This window comes from Grimontia sp. NTOU-MAR1, assembly GCF_035758505.1.
Classification (GTDB): Bacteria; Pseudomonadota; Gammaproteobacteria; order Enterobacterales; family Vibrionaceae; genus Enterovibrio; species Enterovibrio marinus.
Genome location: NZ_CP142108.1, coordinates 3,727,000 through 3,744,794, shown reverse-complemented (window position 1 = coordinate 3,744,794; position 17,795 = coordinate 3,727,000). Strand labels below are relative to the sequence as shown.

At 42.0% G+C, this 17,795-nt stretch carries 16 protein-coding genes; 15 read left to right on the top strand and 1 reads right to left on the bottom strand.

Annotated features, from left to right (window positions below; all coding sequences use genetic code 11):
- Window positions 1–728: 728 nt before the first annotated feature.
- The 11 genes from VP504_RS17340 to VP504_RS17290 all read left to right on the top strand — a co-directional run bounded on the left by VP504_RS17340 (window position 729) and on the right by VP504_RS17290 (window position 14,776).
- On the top strand, window positions 729–2,180 hold the full coding sequence (locus VP504_RS17340; RefSeq protein WP_325892263.1) for a TssA family type VI secretion system protein: 1,452 nt from the start codon (window positions 729–731) through the stop codon (window positions 2,178–2,180).
- 20 nt (window positions 2,181–2,200) lie between these two features.
- The gene (tssB, locus tag VP504_RS17335) at window positions 2,201–2,713 is read left to right on the top strand and encodes a type VI secretion system contractile sheath small subunit (protein WP_325892261.1); all 513 of its coding nucleotides are present in this window, start codon (window positions 2,201–2,203) and stop codon (window positions 2,711–2,713) included.
- The gene (gene tssC / locus VP504_RS17330) at window positions 2,710–4,194 is read left to right on the top strand and encodes a type VI secretion system contractile sheath large subunit (RefSeq protein ID WP_325892260.1); all 1,485 of its coding nucleotides are present in this window, start codon (window positions 2,710–2,712) and stop codon (window positions 4,192–4,194) included. Before tssB ends, tssC begins: the two co-directional genes overlap by 4 nt.
- 34 nt (window positions 4,195–4,228) lie before the next feature.
- Window positions 4,229–4,711: a type VI secretion system tube protein TssD gene (tssD, locus tag VP504_RS17325; RefSeq protein ID WP_039849948.1), complete on the top strand. Its 483-nt coding sequence runs from the start codon at window positions 4,229–4,231 to the stop codon at window positions 4,709–4,711.
- 48 nt (window positions 4,712–4,759) lie between these two features.
- Window positions 4,760–5,164, top strand: coding sequence for a type VI secretion system baseplate subunit TssE (gene tssE, locus VP504_RS17320; protein ID WP_325892259.1), 405 nt, complete (start codon window positions 4,760–4,762; stop codon window positions 5,162–5,164).
- Window positions 5,165–5,170: 6 nt separating this feature from the next.
- Window positions 5,171–6,883 carry a type VI secretion system baseplate subunit TssF gene (gene tssF, locus VP504_RS17315; protein WP_325892258.1) on the top strand — a complete coding sequence of 571 codons (1,713 nt, stop codon included), beginning with the start codon at window positions 5,171–5,173 and terminating at the stop codon, window positions 6,881–6,883.
- Window positions 6,871–7,854 (top strand): type VI secretion system baseplate subunit TssG, encoded by a 984-nt coding sequence (gene tssG / locus VP504_RS17310; RefSeq protein WP_002538472.1) that lies wholly within the window; start codon window positions 6,871–6,873, stop codon window positions 7,852–7,854. Before tssF ends, tssG begins: the two co-directional genes overlap by 13 nt.
- Window positions 7,855–7,938: 84 nt before the next feature.
- Window positions 7,939–9,495: a type VI secretion system Vgr family protein gene (locus VP504_RS17305; protein WP_039849950.1), complete on the top strand. Its 1,557-nt coding sequence runs from the start codon at window positions 7,939–7,941 to the stop codon at window positions 9,493–9,495.
- A gap of 34 nt (window positions 9,496–9,529) precedes the next feature.
- Window positions 9,530–13,039 (top strand): DUF2169 domain-containing protein, encoded by a 3,510-nt coding sequence (locus VP504_RS17300; protein ID WP_325892257.1) that lies wholly within the window; start codon window positions 9,530–9,532, stop codon window positions 13,037–13,039.
- A gap of 24 nt (window positions 13,040–13,063) precedes the next feature.
- The gene (locus VP504_RS17295) at window positions 13,064–14,110 is read left to right on the top strand and encodes a pentapeptide repeat-containing protein (protein ID WP_325892256.1); all 1,047 of its coding nucleotides are present in this window, start codon (window positions 13,064–13,066) and stop codon (window positions 14,108–14,110) included.
- A 15-nt stretch (window positions 14,111–14,125) separates the two neighbouring features.
- Window positions 14,126–14,776 (top strand): DUF3540 domain-containing protein, encoded by a 651-nt coding sequence (locus tag VP504_RS17290; protein ID WP_325892255.1) that lies wholly within the window; start codon window positions 14,126–14,128, stop codon window positions 14,774–14,776.
- Here the strand turns inward: VP504_RS17290 and VP504_RS17285 are convergent.
- The gene (locus VP504_RS17285; RefSeq protein WP_277814926.1) at window positions 14,764–14,898 is read right to left on the bottom strand and encodes a hypothetical protein; all 135 of its coding nucleotides are present in this window, start codon (window positions 14,896–14,898) and stop codon (window positions 14,764–14,766) included. The two genes, VP504_RS17290 and VP504_RS17285, sit on opposite strands and share 13 nt — an antisense overlap.
- Here VP504_RS17285 and VP504_RS17280 point away from each other — a divergent pair.
- Genes VP504_RS17280 through VP504_RS17265 form a run of 4 tightly spaced genes read left to right on the top strand, consistent with a single transcriptional unit; the run spans window position 14,861 to window position 17,787 of the window.
- Window positions 14,861–15,187: a PAAR-like domain-containing protein gene (locus tag VP504_RS17280; protein ID WP_325894082.1), complete on the top strand. Its 327-nt coding sequence runs from the start codon at window positions 14,861–14,863 to the stop codon at window positions 15,185–15,187. The two genes, VP504_RS17285 and VP504_RS17280, sit on opposite strands and share 38 nt — an antisense overlap.
- Before the next feature lie 5 nt (window positions 15,188–15,192).
- A complete protein-coding gene (tssJ, locus tag VP504_RS17275; protein WP_325892254.1) occupies window positions 15,193–15,759 on the top strand; it encodes a type VI secretion system lipoprotein TssJ in 567 nt (188 codons plus the stop codon).
- 12 nt (window positions 15,760–15,771) lie between these two features.
- The gene (tssK, locus tag VP504_RS17270; protein ID WP_325892253.1) at window positions 15,772–17,145 is read left to right on the top strand and encodes a type VI secretion system baseplate subunit TssK; all 1,374 of its coding nucleotides are present in this window, start codon (window positions 15,772–15,774) and stop codon (window positions 17,143–17,145) included.
- Between the two features lie 6 nt (window positions 17,146–17,151).
- A complete protein-coding gene (locus tag VP504_RS17265) occupies window positions 17,152–17,787 on the top strand; it encodes a DotU family type IV/VI secretion system protein (protein ID WP_325892252.1) in 636 nt (211 codons plus the stop codon).
- Window positions 17,788–17,795: the final 8 nt, after the last annotated feature.

Below are 17,795 nucleotides of genomic sequence, written 5' to 3'. Positions count from 1 at the left end.
CGAAAATACCGTGAATTTTTAAGTGATCAGCATACCAGTATAAATTTTCTTTTTATTTTTCATTAAGTTAAATAGAAGCATTAGGAAAAAATATTTCGCCGCATATTAAATGCGTTTTCAATCACAAATCATAAAGTTTCAAATTATCATGATGGATATCATACTTCAGCCAAAAATTTTATCATCGACAGATGTATAACCCTTAACACTGTCAATATTTAGAGTTTTAGATAAACAAAATGAAATATTTCAACACTATCATCTAATATAGCTAATACAAAAAGACGCCAGACCAGCTTATAAAAGTATGAGTGATTGATTACTTTAGAACTAGAATATCGGATACCTAGAAAAAAAATCACAACATCAAAAGATATTTTTGTTGTATAAATGTAAACAACTCTTAAGACATGAAATTCACTTATAAAAAATAGAAGCCTAAGGCGGAATTAAATACGTAAATAGTTATTAAAAAACCATATATAAGCAAAGTATATTATTTTAGACATTTGCTTAAGCGATTATATAGAGTGCCTCTAAGTCTCACACCACTTAGCACTTCTATAATCATGACCCTCATGGGCAATTACAAATAAGCAAGAGAGATAAGTAGTCTATGTCTGAATATTGGTAGCGAAAGGAAGATTGTTCTCCATACAAGCATCTGTCTACTTGAAATAAATCAAATAGATAACTTTACCCTGTTATTAAGAAAGTGAAGAAAGACGATGGAGAGAATACTAAAACCGATTACTGATGACAAGAAAATCTCATTAGATGAGTTACATGACAATAATTCCTATTATTTAGTAAAAGAAGAAATAAGAAAGCTAAACGAGATCAATCCAGAAAAGAAGATAGACTGGAAAAAAGTAGAAGAGTATTCATATGATATACTTGAAAATTTTGACAAGAGTCTTCAGATCTTAACCTATTGGTTTATAGCCAGGCTATACAATCATGGATGTCAAACAATCTTAGAATCGTATAATGTTCTTGATGGCTTTGTTAAAGAAGTAAAAGTAGAGACATCAAAGAAAAATGAAAAATTCTTTGATTGGTGGATAGAAAAAACTATTGATTGGATTTCAAAGCACAAAGAAGAATTAAGTAGAGATAAAGCTTCTATCCTTTTAAAAGATTTAGAAAAAATACAAGAACAGTTTTCTGACAGTACCACACAGCTGATTCCAACTCAGAGGTTAATTAGTTGTTTACACTCTGCTATCTCTGAGAATGTTTGCGACGAAGGTTCAAGCATACTAGGATACGATCCCATTGATGTCGGAAAAAAAGAATCAGAAAATAGCGTACATTATCCTAAAGAGAGCCTGGAAAATAATGTAGAGAAATTTTACTGTGCAGAAAGCCACGAAAAATTGATAAAGGCCAATCTAAATCAATTGAAGAGTCTTTCTTTACAAATAATGGATAACGATATTTTTAGTAGTAAGCACTATAGGCTAAGAAGAATAGGGGTCTGGAGCGATATATATCTTCCTCCAACAACTATAGAGGAAAATAAAACAGGTATATTACCACCTGATATCAATGATAAGAGAATATTAAAAACGCTATTTGATTCTGAGAATTGGATAGAGCTGATAAAGTCGAGTGAATCTAAGCTTTTACAGTATCCTTATTGGCTAGATCTGAATAGATTCACTTATATCGCCTTGAAGAAACTAGACCATATAGATATTGCCAAACAAGTAAAGCGAGAGTTACTTAAATTTATTGACCACATAGGAAGTATTCATCTTTACTCTTTTTCAGACGGCACACCATTTGCCGAATTAGATACTATAGACTGGATAGAAAAAGAAAATAAATATCAACATAAAAATCATTTAGTTACAGAGCATTCAGAATCGAAGCTGACAAAAAGATTAGAAATAAGCAAATCAAAAAGTAGTTTATATAGAGAGATCTACCACCAAGTAAAGTCATCATTAAATAGTGGAAATCTCGAACTTTCATTGTGTCAGCTTGAGTTATTAATAACAGCTATAGATACTTATAAGTTAGAGGAGTGGGAACCAAGGCTATGCATTGATTTCTTGGAGTGTGCAGCAGAAGTCTATTACAGAACCAATCAAAGGTCACAATACCTTCATGTTATACAAAAGATTTCTAGAATAGATCCCACAAAGGTAAGGGAGTTATTCAGAAGTAAATAGTTAAAAGCTAGGAGTCAATAATGAGTGATAAAGGAACTGTCGCCCCAAAAGAAAGGGTAAATATAGTTTATCGTCCCGCTACTGATGGCGCATCTGAAGGTGTAGAACTTCCACTAAAAATGTTGGTAGTTGGAGAGTTTTCAAATCAAGAGGACGAGAGACCCGTTGAAGAACGTAATCCAGTAGATATAAACAAAGCCAATTTTGATGATGTTCTTCAATCGCAAGGATTGAGCTTGCAGCTTTCTGTTCCAAGGAAATTAGCAGGTGCAGAGGAAGGTGAAAATATAGCCGTTTCTCTAAATGTTGAAAGTATGAAGGACTTTGAACCTGACAACATTATCAAACAAGTTCCTGAACTCAGAAAATTACTGGAGTTAAGAGAGGCTCTGAAAGCACTAAAAGGACCATTAAGTAACGTACCTGAATTTAGAAAAAAACTACAAACGCTTATTGTTGATGATGAATCGCGCACCACTTTGTTAAAAGAAATCGGCTTAGATGAGTTCATAGAGAAAGGAGACTCAGAATGAGCGACACAAACATAGTACAAGACAGTGGTCAGCAGGTTAATAGTATCCAAGATATTACTTTGCTGGATCAAATCATAGAAGCCACAAAAGTCACACCAGACAACCAAGCATTTCCAATCATGAAAAGCGGTGTTGAAGCGTTAATTAGGGATCTGGTGAAACCCGAGTACCGTGGAGTAAAAATTAATGGTGACCTAGTCGATGCCATCATTGGAGAAATTGATGAGCAGATGTCTCTTCAAGTCGATGAAATATTGCATGATCCTAACTTTCTTAAGATTGAGAGCACTTGGCGCGGTTTACAATTTCTGGTGGAAAGAACGGATTTTAGGGAAAACATTCGTCTGGAAATGATGAACCTGTCCAAACAAGACTTGTATGAAGACTTTGAGGATAGCCCAGAAGTCGTGAAGTCAGGTTTGTACCAGTTAGCCTACACAAAAGAATATGGGCAGTTTGGCGGTCAACCTTATGGGGCAATCATAGCAGATTATGAATTCGGCCCGGGCTCTCAAGACATGAAACTGCTCTCTGATATCGCGGCAGTTTGCACTATGTCTCATTCACCTTTCATTGCAGCAGCAGGCCGAGAGTTCTTTGGTATTGATAATTGGAAGAATCTGCCCTCATTAAAAGACCTCAGGTCTGTATTTGAAGGGCCTCAATATCAAAAATGGAATTCGTTCAGAGAGAGTGAAGATGCTCGCCATATAGGTTTAACATTACCAAGGTTCCTTCTTCGTCAGCCTTATGGCGGAGACGGAAAAATCTGCAATTTATTCAACTATAAAGAGCAGGTCAATAACAACGACGATAATTTCTGCTGGGGCAACACAGCTTTTGCATTTGCAACAAGGCTTGCTGCCAGCTTCGCAGACTATCGCTGGTGTGCAAACATTATTGGCCCACAAAGCGGTGGCATGGTTGACGATCTCGCGACTTACCAGTTCCACTCGCAGGGTGAGGTCAAATCACAAATTCCCACAGAAGTTTTACTTTCAGAGCGCAGAGAGTACGAACTCAGCGAAGAAGGCTTTATTGGCTTGACCATGCGAAAAGGGAGCGATAACGCAGCATTCTTTTCGGCAAACTCTTGTCAAAAGCCCAAAACTTTCTCTGGCCCAGGCGCTAAAGAAGCCGAGCTTAATTACAAGCTCTCTACCCAGCTTCCCTACATGCTGGTGATGGATCGGTTGGCACACTACATAAAAGTATTACAACGAGAAAATATTGGCAGCTGGAAAGAAAAACAAGATCTCGAACGAGAGCTAAATAATTGGATTAGCCAATATGTCACAGAGATGGATAACCCACAGCCGGGCGTAAGAAGTAAACATCCTTTAAGGGGAGCACAAATTGCTGTGAATGATGTTGAAGGTGATCCAGGTTGGTATCAGGTATCACTTAAAGCAAGGCCTCATTTTAAATATATGGGAGCGTCATTTACCCTCTCATTGGTCGGGAAACTCGACAAAGAGTAAAAGCGTGTATTTAAATCATTAAAGGAGCTTACGCATGGCATTAACAATGTACATGTCTCTAACTGGAAAAACACAGGGAGATATTAAAGGTGGTTGTATTCAATCACACGATAGCAAGAAAGATAAAATACTTGTTTATCAATGTGAACAGGAAACAACAATTCCTAAAAACCCGCATGATGGTTTACCAACGGGACAGAGGATTCATAACCCTCTCACCGTAGTAAAAGGTCTTGATGTCGCTTCACCAAAAATATTCCAAGCCGTATGTAGTGGCGAAAGGTTTTCAAACGTGACCTTAGATTTTTGGCGTATTACTGCGGAAGGTATTGAAGAGCATTATTATACTATCCAGTTAGAAGATGCAATTATTGTAAATCGAAAGGCACATACCCCGCTAACATTCCATCCGGATAATCAAGCTTATATGGATATGGAAGAGGTCAGCTTTAGCTACTCGAAGATAATTCATACTTACAATGACGGAAATATTTCGGCTGAGGATTCATGGGTATAAACCCCTGAGCCATTAATCTAGGGGGGACGCCCCCTATTTGGGTCTTATATGAAACAGCAACGATTACTAGAGAGAATCAGATCTGGTGGTGAAAATTCTTCTGATAAAGAGTTACTGTTGGACTCTATCACAAATCATATACATAGAATCTTAAATACCCAACAGGGAAGCGTACCCATTGATAAAGACTTTGGTATGCCTGATTTTAGTGATTTACGCTGGGGTGAAGGCTCTGATATCAGACATGATCTTGAGAAATTCCTTTCAGAATTGATTTTGAAATATGAAAGAAGAGTTAAGTCAGTTAATGTCTATACACAGAAAGATAATAAATCACCACTAGTATTATGTTTTGTTTTAGAGGCAAAGATTGAACTCAAGAATAAGATAATACCGTTAGTTTTTGAAACAGTATTAAAGTCTGACGGCTATATTGCCTTACAGCGGAAATAATTAAGCATGTTCAAAGATCATTATCAAAATCAACTGTCTCTGCTCAGGAGCCTAGGGAAGGAGTTCTCTAAGAGGCACCCCTCTCTAGCACCTATGTTGGCAGACCAAAGTGCTGACCCTGATGTGGAGAGGCTTCTTGAAGGGGTCGCATACCTAACAGGCTCTGTTCAACAGCGCCTTGATGATGATTTTCCTGAGCTGATCCATAGTCTGGCTCATCTGCTATTCCCGCATTATATGCGTCCTTTACCTGCAACAACAATCGTTCAATTCAAGCCTAAGATAGGCCTGAATGAACTGTGTAAAGTAAAAGCGGGTACAGAGCTCAACAGCATTGAAAATAAGGGTGTTACCTGCAAATTCACTACCTGCGAAGATCTCAGTATCTATCCTTTAGCGTTAGATTCGGCTGAAGTTCAACCCAGTTTTTTGCAACTTAATTTTAATTTCATCGAAGCATCAGTAGCTGTACTAAAAGAAAACTACCTTCGTATTTATTTAGACGGGAGCTATGTTGACGCCTCGGACAACCTGCTATTTATTCGAGAAAACCTCGAAGGCACTACATTGGTTTGTCAAGGAAAGAAGTACTCTTTAATTGGCAACCAATCAATAAGTCTACTTTCTGAGAGTGGTGCTATCAGTTTGTTTGAGTATCCCAATAATGCCAATACATCTTTTAAAAGTATTCAGGAATATTTCACACTACCAAAACATCAATTATATGTAGATATTCTTGGCATAGAATGGTTACAACAAAATCGATTTCTCAATGAGAAAACGTTCTCAATACAACTGAGATGGAAAACGCCTAACCCATACAAAGCATTTAAACGCGAAGACTTTCAGCTATTTTGCGTCCCAGCTGTTAATTTATTCAACCATCATGCTGATAGCATCAGTTTAGACCATAGTATCACTGAATATAGAGTTAACCCCGCGGGTGGAGATAAGTACCAGATTTATTCTCTTGAAAGTATTGTAGGCTTCCAACAAGGCTCAGCTAATCAGAGAGAGTATTTGCCCTTTACCATGTTTAACCCTCAATCTACCCGAGTACCTGTTTATTCTATGAAGAGAAAGGCCTCGATGGTAAGAGATGCCTGCGATTCCTATATATCAGTAGCCTATACCGATCCGTTAAATCAAATAAAGCAAGAACACTTAGCGATTAAAGTGAAGTGTACAAATGGCAGTGTTGCAGACAGTCTGAGAGTGGGCGACATATGTGAAGCAACCAGTACATCGCCTGTATTAGCCGAGTTCTCTAACATCACCAAACCCACGACCGCTGTAGAATCACCACTTGGTGACCAGTTACTGTGGAGAATGCTGTCACACTTATATATCAACCAGGCTAGCTTGGCGGAAAGACAGAACCTAATTACTTTGCTCAAGCTATATATATTTACCGACTCAAAGGATACGTCAACCACCCTTGCTAATACAAAACGTGTTGAATCGATTTTGACCATCACCTCACAACCCATATTACGACTTTTTGAAGGAATGATGGCGAGAGGAAATGAAATAGTCATCACTCTTCATCCAGATGGCTTTTCTGGGAAAGGCGACATGTATTTGTTTGGTTGTGCGATCAACAAACTTCTGTCTGGCTATGCCAGCATTAATAGCTTTACAAGACTTGTCGTTGAAGAAGCAGGGACACATTATCGTATTACCTGGCCAGAAAAGGTGGGTTTAAAATGTCTAGTTTGAATAAACGTCAGCCTATTGACCTGCTTTTTGAAGAGCCACATAAGTTCACTTATATACAGGCTATTAGGTTATTAAATTCTGGTCTCACAGAGACTAAAAACAAAATAAAGTCACGTTCTACGTTATCACTGGCTTTTTCAGCTAATCATCTGGAAAGCATAGTTAAAGACAATGACCATATAGAAATCACCACCAACATTCTTGGTTTGTATGGTATCGCCTCACCGTTGCCAACCTTCTATACAGAAGAGCTTCTAGCGGAATTCAGAAATGATGAAACAGTACAACGTGATTTTCTGGATCTCTTGGTGGAACCTGTTTATGAGCAGTACTTTCAGGCATGGGAGAAGTACCGGCTCATATCCTGGCTTGTTGAGCGAAATGATCAAGCAAAAACGAGCCATCTGTTTTCGTTTTTAGGTCAGTGCATTCCGGCAACCAGTGCCCAAGATGAATTCGACGCCTTCGAACTCCTCCCCTATGCAGGACTATTCACACAGACAAGGCGATCGGCATACGGGCTAAAGTCAGTGGTTCAAGAACTGGTTGGAAACGATGCGTCAGTTTCAATATATCAATGGTACCCCAAATGGGTAGATGTCCCTTCAAGCCAGTTGTGCCTGCTAGGTCAACAGAACACCCACCTAAATGGAGAATGCTATTTGGGTGAACAGCTACTTGACTGTGCCAACAATATCCAAATACGAATAACAACCCATGACTACACACTTTTTCTCGGATTAATGCCTGATGGCAATAAGCATAGAAAGCTACTCAGAACATTAAAGAAATATATACAAGAAGGGCTGGACGTTAATTTAGACCTTAGGTACGAGCGTTTGGAAGGTACCCAATCCTACTTAGGTGACGATAATTCAGCGCTGCTTGGACTGAATTCCTCATTAGGAAACGGATTATTTAAATTGAACTTCCAGCTGGATTATTTTTCTGTCGACGGAACGAGTAATTGATTTCCAAAACAGATAAATAGAATCAAATAAACCCACATTATCAGCACTAAAGATGATAGGTAAACACTCCAGAGATAGGGATTTATGATGGACTTTGAATTCACTTCCACAAACTGGCAAGGCAGTCCGCTAAACGTCATTGAAGTCGATGGCAAAGAGGCTATCTCACAACCCTACTGTTTTGACATCACCCTAAGCTGTCCCGAACCGATTGATCCAGATGTATTTCTCGGACAAGGAGGTCAGTTTTTGATGCGTAATGGCGTCGATGAACCCCAGACATATCACGGTATTATCTCCGAAACCCGACTGTTGGCAAAAACGCATGGCCAGTGGCGTATACAAGTCACTTTAGTACCTCGTTTATGGGCATTGGGACTGGGTACGCAAAGCCAGATTTTCTTAGATAAAAACGTTCCGGAGATCATTACTCATGTGTTAACCGACATAGAGTCCAACGGGATAACCTTGACCATTGATGTCTCACTCACTAAAGAATATCCGCAACATGAATACGTCTGCCAATTCAATGAATCCGCATTGGACTTTGTTTCACGTCTTATGGAAAAAACGGGCATCTACTACTTTTTCGACCAAAAAAATGGGACGGATTGTCTGTGTATCAGAGATTTAAGTCTCATCCACGAGAGTAAAAACGAAGCACAGCTTACTTATGCGTCAATATCCGGTTTAGATTCCATTGAAGACGAACAGGAAGCCTCCAGCAATAAGCCTCAATTGATACATACTTTCACCGAACATTTGCAGCACCGTACAGTTGATGTCCACCTAAGAGCTTTTGATGAACAAAAGCCTGATGTTCAAAGTGAAGTTATCCATCCCGTCGCAGATAAAGGCTTTGGCAAAACCTACGTTTACAGCACCCAGTTTAAACGGAGCGAAGATGTGGACCATCTTGCAGAAATCTGTGCACGTCAACTCGCTTGCCAGTTAAAACAGTATGTCGGTAAAAGTCGCGCAATCTGGGTAGAGTCAGGCTATACCTTCGCCTTAAAAGACCATTTCCTTGGCCGTTTAAATCAATCGTATCTGATCACAGAAGTTCGTCACACAGCAAAACAATCCACATTTCTTACGCACGGCATCAGTAAGAATGAAAACGTTGACACGATTAACTACACCAACCAATTCACTTGTGTTCCAGCCTCCGTGCACTATTACAGCCAGCCCAACACACCGACTCCCCAAATCACTGGTGTGCTCAGCGCAGTGATAGACGGAATAGGAAATGGGGACAGTGCCCTGCTCGACGAACAAGGTCGCTACAAAGTTATCATGCCTTTTGATCTGGCATCAGATAGCAAAGAAGACGGTAAAGCATCCCATTGGATTCGACTCGCTCAACCTTATGGCGGAAATGCCCAAGGCTTCCACTTTCCATTGCTCAAAGGCACAGAGGTACTCCTCACTTTTGAAGAAGGCAACCCTGACCTGCCCGTCATACAAAGCACGATCCCAAATGCCAAAAACCAAAACATCGTGAATGACCAAACGCCATACAGAAATACGCTCAAAACAGTGTCAGGAGCGGAAATCGTCATGGATGACACCCCAGGTAACCAACATATTTGCCTCAGAATAGGCGGCGTTTCCATAGAAATGGGCGACATAGACTTATAAGCATAGATGTCTGATTAATCGGGATTAATGAAAAATGAGAATTATAAAAGACCTTAATCAAGGCATATTAACCGCCCCGTTTTCACTGGCTGGTAAGCAATATTTTACTGTCACAACAACAGTGGCTTTCACGCTTGGTCAACAAAACACACTCAAAGATGAACAAGAGATGTGGAATCTACTGGCTGAAGAGCTGGGAGAAGAGATCCTGGATACAGGCATGCCGAAAACAAACGGTGAATGGTTGGTCAAAGGAAAAGCACATTGCTACGAGTCGCCCAAAGAGCATACAAGGGTCAAATCAGGGCTCGCAGGGAACAGTAAAACCCTTGAAGTCCATGGCCCGAGGCATTGGCAGAAAGACGAAGCGACCTCTGCGTCACCATTTCGCACAGTGGCTATCGATTGGGCGAACGCCTACGGACACGAAAAGTGCGCCGAGAATCCCAGTGGAAATGTGTTCCAGCAACCTGCCATGGTGAACTATCCAGGCCATACCCAACTGCATAGAGACCATGAAATAGAACCCGCGAGTTTCTTACCTTTGTATGCCCATCATCCGCGTCGCTACAAACAACTGGGAACTTACGATAAAGATTGGTTTGCTGATCATTGGCCAGGCTACCCACAGGATTTTGATCTCAACTACTTTAATGTCGCCCCCACTGACCAACAGCTTTCGGGATGGGTGCCTGAAGGTGCAGAGTTCCAGTTGGTTAATCTCCACCCCACTCAGCCGGTCTTTACCGGGCGCATACCCACTCATACGCCAAGAGCATTTGCGCTTCATGAAACAGAAGACAGCACGCTGTTTTCAGAAATCACATTGAACCGCGATACGGTTTGGTTCTTTCCCAGTGTCGAGCTTGGCGTAGTCATTTACCACGGGGTAATTGAAATTACAGATGATGAGGCTCTGGACGTAAAAACGGTAGTGCTGGGCTTGGAGCCACCGGGCACCGAGCTTTTGCCTATCGAACATTACCTTGCCGAAGCAAACAGCACGCCTGCTGAGCAGGCAGCAAAAATGGCTGGCATTGATCCTTCGGACAATGAAGCCGCTGCTCAGGAAGCGTCTCTCAAAGAACTCGCTATTCAACGGGAGAGAGAAAAAGCCAATGCAGACAATGCGAGGCAACGTCATTTTGAAATCGCCCAGCTAAGAGGACTGGTACCCACCCTTACCGTTGGAATAGCAGACTACGGATCCTTTATGACAGATATGCTCGAAGGATTTGGCGAAGACACCAGTGAATTCTTGGAAGGGTTAGAAAAGCAACAAAAACAGCTCAGCGAATTCAAACAATCAAGCCTCAAGACATTAGACAAACAATATGAAAGATTGAGCAAAGAAGCGGCTGGTAATTCTCAACAGACAAACAGTCAGGCAACGTTAGATGCACAACAGAAATTACAAGCTGCAAAAGAAAAAATAAACAACGTGGGCAGAGACCCGGAAGACTGGAACCTGCGTGCCAGCAGTCTGCTGGCACTGGCGGAATTAAACGTCTCAAAACACTGGGAGGAATATCAGGCTAGCGGTCTGAGATCAGTGAGTGCTGCGCGTTACATGCTGGGCTATATAGACAAACCTTACCCCTTTGTAGCAAAAGAATGGGGCCTTGAAGCACCAGAAAGCTTAGATATTGGCCCAGGATGGCTACTACCCACATATCAGGGCGACGAATTTGTATCTATCACTGTCAGACCAAACCACCTGAGCGACCCCAATGGGGAGTATCAAGTTCCCGGCGGCCAAACTGTCAATTGGCGCTCGGGACCAGAAGGAAAAAACATCCTCATAGCAGATGAATTGTTTCTGGGTTGGCAAATCGCGCAGGACGTTGATGACTCCATCATGGTGATCGTCGCCGAAGATGTCACCTTGGTTAAGGCTGACGAACTAGCGCACGCAGGAGCCATTCTGATCCCCGTTGCAACTGGCAACAATAGCGACCAGAGTTTGCTCGAACCCTGGCAAGCCCTGCACCCTAATGTCATCGCTTGGTATTTGCCGCAAGATTGTGAGCGTCTGCATGACCTGATAGCAAACGAACATGAACCACGCGAATGGTTGCAACCTTATGTGTCTGATAATGCCCTTGAACCGCCCTCAATAGAAGAGCTCATCCGAGCAACATACGACAAACACACCGAAGGAAAACCGCCTGAGCAATTTATGAAGGAGCAGGCAGAAAAGCACCTTGCTCGAACAGAAGAAACCTTATTAAAGCAAGGTCGCTTTCTAGAAGATAAAGCCCCCATTTATGCTGCAATAGAAAAAGCGAGGGCACAAGTAAACGCGCCTGCCACCCCCATGACATATCAGGATATGAGAGATGCGCTGAACAATCAGCCAAGCCCTGACACCTTGCTGCCAAAGATGAAATCGATGAAAGATGTCCCTTTAGAAGACATCGAATTAAAACTGGCTGAAGCCAAGAAAAAACAGGCAGCATTTAACGAAGAAATGAATCAGTTAATCGATGATGCTGAGCAAGCTGAGAAAAATGTTCAAGCGCTGGAAGAACAAGCGAAAGCCACTAAACAACAAAAAGGTATAGCCAATCAAAAGCTGACACGCGAAGAATTGGAACAAGCCTATGCCAACGGTGAATCACTGCAGTCACTCGATTTAACAGAATTAGACTTAACCAATATTCAATTGTCAGGCGCAGATCTATCGAATGCTTTAATGATGGAGACAGACTTTACCGGTAGCGATCTCACCAATACCACAATGCGGGAAGTGCAAGCAGAGAAAGCCAAATTCGATCATTGCATGATGGAAGAAAGCGACTTTACCAGAGCATTAATACAAGAAGCATCATTTATTGAAGCTCAGTGTGCAAAGAGTGATTTTAGCGAATCTAATTTGACACAGGCCAACTTAACCGCTGCAGATCTCACACACGCAAAATTTAATATGTCGCAAATGGATAAAGCTAATCTCTCTCAATCGTATTTAATCAATGCTGACTTTTCTTCTGTTATGGCTTTTGAAGCTAATTTTGATAACGCAATGATGAAAGGAAGCATATTTAATCGCTCTATCTTTAATGAAGCCCGCTTCAACAATACGAACCTTAGTGAATCGCAAGGTGAGCGTTGCTGTATGTGGGGAATAAAAGGGGAAGCACTGTGTATGGATAATTCAGAAATATCCCATTTAGCATTAAGCGAAGCAGAATTAGACAATGCAAGCTTTATGCATGCAAAGTTGGACAGCCTCAGTATTATAGAAGCAGATATTAAGAATACTAACTTCCATGGGGCCGAACTCAATCACGCATATATTAACGAAAGTAAACTCACTTGTAACAACTTCAATAATGTTCAATTAAAGCAAGGGCAAGTTAGAAGAACTGATATGGAAGGCTGTAGTTTCATCAGTACCAATCTCATGCAATCTTCCCTTATCAAATCAAGTTTTTTAGGTGCTAACTTCCAAAGAGCCTGTTTATTTAACGCAGATATAAGAAAGATAAAAATCAATAAAGACGCTTTTCGTACTAGCAATATAAAGCGCACTTTACTTGGATAATGGTATTACTCGAGGTTATCAATAATGAAAAGGATCGATTTTTTGAGTCTGATAGATAAGTCAGAGCATATCAGTAATGTAGAGTTAAAGCATACAGATCTATCTGATATAGACCTATCCGGAAAGACTTTTGAGGGATGTGATTTTTCTTCAAACAAATTTCATCAATCTGATTTGTCAAACACAACATTCATTAATTGTGTCCTCAATAAGACAAACTTCAGCTTTTCTAAGATAAAAAATACTAAGTTTGAACGATGTTTAATGATATCGAGTACCTTAAGAAAAATTGAGGCCGAATTTGTCTCATTTAAACATAATCAAATGAACTTCTGTACTATATCAGACAGCACATTTGAGCACTCTTCTATTGAAGCCTGCTGCCTCTACCACACCCGCTGGTACAGTAACTCCATTAACATAATGATGATGACTGACTGTAAAATATCAGAATCAGTTTTTAATCGAGTAAAGTTAAAATCCATCATCTTTTCTGAAGGTAAAATCAATGACGTTAGTTTTATTAAATGTCGATTTCAGAAATGCCACATGGATGACCAAGACCTGACAAAAATAGTATTAAAAGATACCAGTTTCTTTGCTTGTCAAATTAATAACTGTGATATGACAAATTTAGATTTAAAAAATAGCAGCATGGCACATTGTTATTTTAACCATTCAAAGCTTTCACAGACCGACTGGTCTTATTCCATGTTAAAAAGCTGTGCATTTCAAAATGCACAACTCAATTTTTCCTCTTTTAAGAATACCTCCTTATTAGGCTGTATCTTTGATAGTGCCGAAATGACTGGCGCTAATTTTACCGAAGCTGATATGCAAAAATGCATTATGACAACCGTAATGGGTTCAGCATCAAGCTTTTACAAAGCCAATATGCCTTATTGCGACTTTTCATATGCTGATTTTAGTCTCGCCAACTTCACAAAAAGCAATCTCAAATATACAAAATTTCATCGAACAAAATTAGAACACACCGATTTTTCAGGTGCAGACAAACGTGGGTCAAAAGGGACTGATACCGGTCTATTAGAAGCAGAAAACTGGAAATAGAGAGGGAGAATAATCATGGTCGTCTCACCATTAAAAACGTCAGCTCATCAACGGGAAGGCGGGCTGGCCAGCGGTATTGTCAATACTGTCTGCGACGGTACTTTTACTGTCACTGTTAATCACCGCCGCTTTTCTTCGAACAAAGCAGCCGGATGCCTGTTGGTGCCTGAGGCCGGCGACACCGTTTTACTTGCCATATTGGGTGGAAAGTTCTGGATTCTTGATGTTCTTGAAAAATCAAATATCGAGACAGCCAACATCAGCTTCCCCGGCTCTTTAAATTTGCATACTGGACAAAAGCTAACGCTATCAAGCCTCGCTGGGTTGACGTTACAAACCCCGGCGAAAGCCGCGCTTGTCGCGAGTGAAATGAACGTAAAAACCCAATCTACTCATGTACAAACTAGCCAGGTCAAGCTCACTGCAGAAAAGGCTGATGTTGCCCTGACAATCCTCCACCAAGTGATCGAACGGGCGGAAACATATACGGAATGGCTCATCAGCAAACTGGGGCGATGTATCCGCACTGTCCGTGAACATGATGAGCAACGCAGTGGCAGCTACACGCAGAGGGTAGAAGGATCCCATGTCGTGGAATCAGAAAACAGCGTACATATCGCACGTAAACACATGGCAATGGATGCCAAGAAAATTCATTTGGGATAGGAGAACAACATGTGCATGGCTAACAACGCGGTTTCAGGCAGTTCCATGGCGCCGGCAGACGTATGTAAAACGCCGCCGTTTGGCATACCAGCCCCTTTCCCCAACATGATGAACAGATCCATGTCTAACCCTTCAACCGCCAATACCAAGGTGATCATCGTGAGCGGTCCTGCCGCTACAACGAACACCATAGTATTGCTAAGTAGTGGCGATGAAGCTGGTGTGATGGGCGGTGTCGCCTCCTCTATGATTATTGGCCCATGCCGGAATTCCACAGGCAGTGCATGTGTGATCCATGCTGGTATGCCAGCGACAACCTTAATTCACCCTTCTATGCACAATGGCATGTCGCCTAATACGGTTGGAAACGGCGTCGCGCCTTCACAAACCAAAGTCATGATAATGAGGTAACCGTCATGAAGTACACACTCCTTGCCATGTTGTTATTCGGCCTCACGGCCTGTTCCAGTTCGGACGAGTTGGCCGAAGAACTGCCACCGTCTGCGGAACATCCCAACCAAATGGTGTGGACCAAGCAAAAATCTGCTGTGAGCTACCACATACAAGCTGACGAACGACTCAATGTGAATAACGACGCGCCAACCAGTCTGATGTTGTGCGTTTACCAACTGACTGACAGCGCTGAGTTCGTGCAATTCAGCCAAAGTGAGCAAGGAGTGCGGCAGTTGCTGGAATGTGAACGCTTTGGCCCTTCCGTGGCATTTTATCAGCGGCTCTATCTTCAACCGGGGCTAACTCTTTCTGATGTGATGGATAGACATGAAGGCGTCAGATTCCTCGCCGTAGTAGCGGGATATTGGAATTTGGACACCAAAAATGTCACCCAGCTTTATGCATTCCCAACCGATTACACCACCACGGGCAGTTTATTGTGGGAAACGGACCATTACCGTCCCGGTAAATTGGCTGTGCGGCTAAAAGCGGGTGAACAGTCCCTCTGGTCTGAAACAGAAACGGAATAAGGTAAGCAGGACATGGACAAGATCACACCAGTGTATTGGCATCAGGGGATGTTGCTGCAACCTCAGCATTTTCAAATGGAGTCTCAGTATCTTCAGTTTCGACAAAACAGGATAGACCAGTTAACACGAAACGAACACTGGGGGTTAAAGGACATTCATATTCGGACAGAAGATCTGGATCAAGGCCGGTTTGTCGTCAATAGTGGCGAGTTTTTCTTTCCTGAAGGCAGTGTATTCAGAGTGCCGCAGGAAGCGACAGTGTTAACACGAACACTGGACGACGATGACATTCCACCGGGACGAACAGTGAATGTCTACATCGGTATCAAACGATGGCGGGGAGAAGGTGCCAATGCCGATGAAATGGGCCGCGACCAGCTATCAAATTCACTAGAATCAAGATTTTATGTGCCAGAAGAATCGGATTCAGTGCCTGACCTCTATGGTAAAGGGTTGAACGCCCAAGTTCGTAGTATGAAGTTTTTAGTTAAGATTTTTTTTGAATCAGAGCTTGAACACATCAGTGACTACGACCTTTTACCCATTGCGCGCCTCGAGCATGAAGGTGGAGCATTCCGCTTAGTATCAAGCTATGTGCCGCCGTTAATCAATGTTCAACACTCACAACGCCTAAAAGCCCAGCTTACTGATATTCGTGATCACATTTTGATGCGGGCAAAACACATTGAAAGGTTCAAACCCACCGCGGAAGAACTGCTTGAACAGGGAAGCAATGACTTCGGGTTAACGCTTGTTCTTGGGGTACTCGTAGAATGCGCTTGGAAAATTCAGGATGTGACAGAAACCCCTATCCTCCATCCGAGAAAAGCCTGGTCAGATGTTTGCTCCATTGTGGCTAAGCTAAGCAGTTTCGTGAGCCAGTTATCTGTTGTCGGCGAATCAGGGAAAGAGCGCTGGCCGGAATACGATCATGAAAATCTCAGCCAGATTTTTGATGAACTTCAAACACAAATAAAGCAAGCCCTAAACACGATCACGGTAGGTCCTCAACATGTGATCAGGTTCAGTCAACAGCAAGAAACCTGGTATTGCCAAATAGAGGAGGACGCCTTTAACGAAGACTATCAATTCTGGTTGTTGTTTGAAGGACAACACCGTGAAGACATTGAAGAGGCACTCAGCCACCTGATAAAGCTGGCACCGGAATCCATGTTAAGCACCATTCTCATGCGGGCGCTTTCTGGTATTCCGTTACAACCCCACAGCACCTCCCCACGGGGATTACCCAAAGAAGAACAAGGGGTTTACTGTGAAATCGATGTGACTCATGAACTCTGGCAGGAAACAGCAGAAGAAGGCCAGATTGCCTTGTTCTGGCCAACTGATGAGGGTGCCCAAGTCACACTCTATGTGCTGAGGAAGTAGACAGCAATGAATGATAGTCAAATACGCAAATTTATGGCGACAACGTCCGCGATCGCAGAACACAGGCTAACCACTCCCCACGAAGAGCTCGTTGCGCAGCTACAAAAAAGGTGCATCGAACTAGAACAAGGGATGAACACATCGTCAAACAAGCACGCGAACCTCGCTTTATTTGCACTCTATGTATGGGCAGATGAAAGACTGCTGGCTTCCGCTTGGGCAAGGGATACCCAATGGAAACCCTTACAGACCCGCCACTTCAAGACCACTTGCGGGGGAGAGCTCTTTTTCGAGCGTTTAAACATGCTCATCAACGAATATCAAAGCGCTACTGCTGCAGAAAAAAAGGCGTTGGTCGAGGTAATGCGTGTTTATGCGATGTGCCTCAATGCCGGTTTTAAAGGCAAATATTACAAGGATGGTGAGCCAGCGTTGAACCAGTTCCGCCAATCACTTCTTGAAATTTTCAATATAAAAATTCCTGCACTTAATACCTACACCTCATCGGGCGTGTCAGACATTCCTCTAAGACCTGCTATGGGAGTAAAAGGACTGTTCATCATGCTGGTCATCGGTGTGGGCTTTGTTATAGGGCTCTTCTTTATCTATCGGGAATTATTGCTTAAGCAGCTGATTGTGTAATTACACAA

Coding starts and splice junctions, on each gene's coding strand:
- VP504_RS17340 (WP_325892263.1), top strand. CDS start 729: ATGGAGAGAATACTAAAACCGATTACTGATGACAAGAAAATCTCATTA.
- tssB (WP_325892261.1), top strand. CDS start 2,201: ATGAGTGATAAAGGAACTGTCGCCCCAAAAGAAAGGGTAAATATAGTT.
- tssC (WP_325892260.1), top strand. CDS start 2,710: ATGAGCGACACAAACATAGTACAAGACAGTGGTCAGCAGGTTAATAGT.
- tssD (WP_039849948.1), top strand. CDS start 4,229: ATGGCATTAACAATGTACATGTCTCTAACTGGAAAAACACAGGGAGAT.
- tssE (WP_325892259.1), top strand. CDS start 4,760: ATGAAACAGCAACGATTACTAGAGAGAATCAGATCTGGTGGTGAAAAT.
- tssF (WP_325892258.1), top strand. CDS start 5,171: ATGTTCAAAGATCATTATCAAAATCAACTGTCTCTGCTCAGGAGCCTA.
- tssG (WP_002538472.1), top strand. CDS start 6,871: ATGTCTAGTTTGAATAAACGTCAGCCTATTGACCTGCTTTTTGAAGAG.
- VP504_RS17305 (WP_039849950.1), top strand. CDS start 7,939: ATGATGGACTTTGAATTCACTTCCACAAACTGGCAAGGCAGTCCGCTA.
- VP504_RS17300 (WP_325892257.1), top strand. CDS start 9,530: ATGAGAATTATAAAAGACCTTAATCAAGGCATATTAACCGCCCCGTTT.
- VP504_RS17295 (WP_325892256.1), top strand. CDS start 13,064: ATGAAAAGGATCGATTTTTTGAGTCTGATAGATAAGTCAGAGCATATC.
- VP504_RS17290 (WP_325892255.1), top strand. CDS start 14,126: ATGGTCGTCTCACCATTAAAAACGTCAGCTCATCAACGGGAAGGCGGG.
- VP504_RS17285 (WP_277814926.1), bottom strand. CDS start 14,898: ATGGATCTGTTCATCATGTTGGGGAAAGGGGCTGGTATGCCAAACGGC.
- tssJ (WP_325892254.1), top strand. CDS start 15,193: ATGAAGTACACACTCCTTGCCATGTTGTTATTCGGCCTCACGGCCTGT.
- tssK (WP_325892253.1), top strand. CDS start 15,772: ATGGACAAGATCACACCAGTGTATTGGCATCAGGGGATGTTGCTGCAA.
- VP504_RS17265 (WP_325892252.1), top strand. CDS start 17,152: ATGAATGATAGTCAAATACGCAAATTTATGGCGACAACGTCCGCGATC.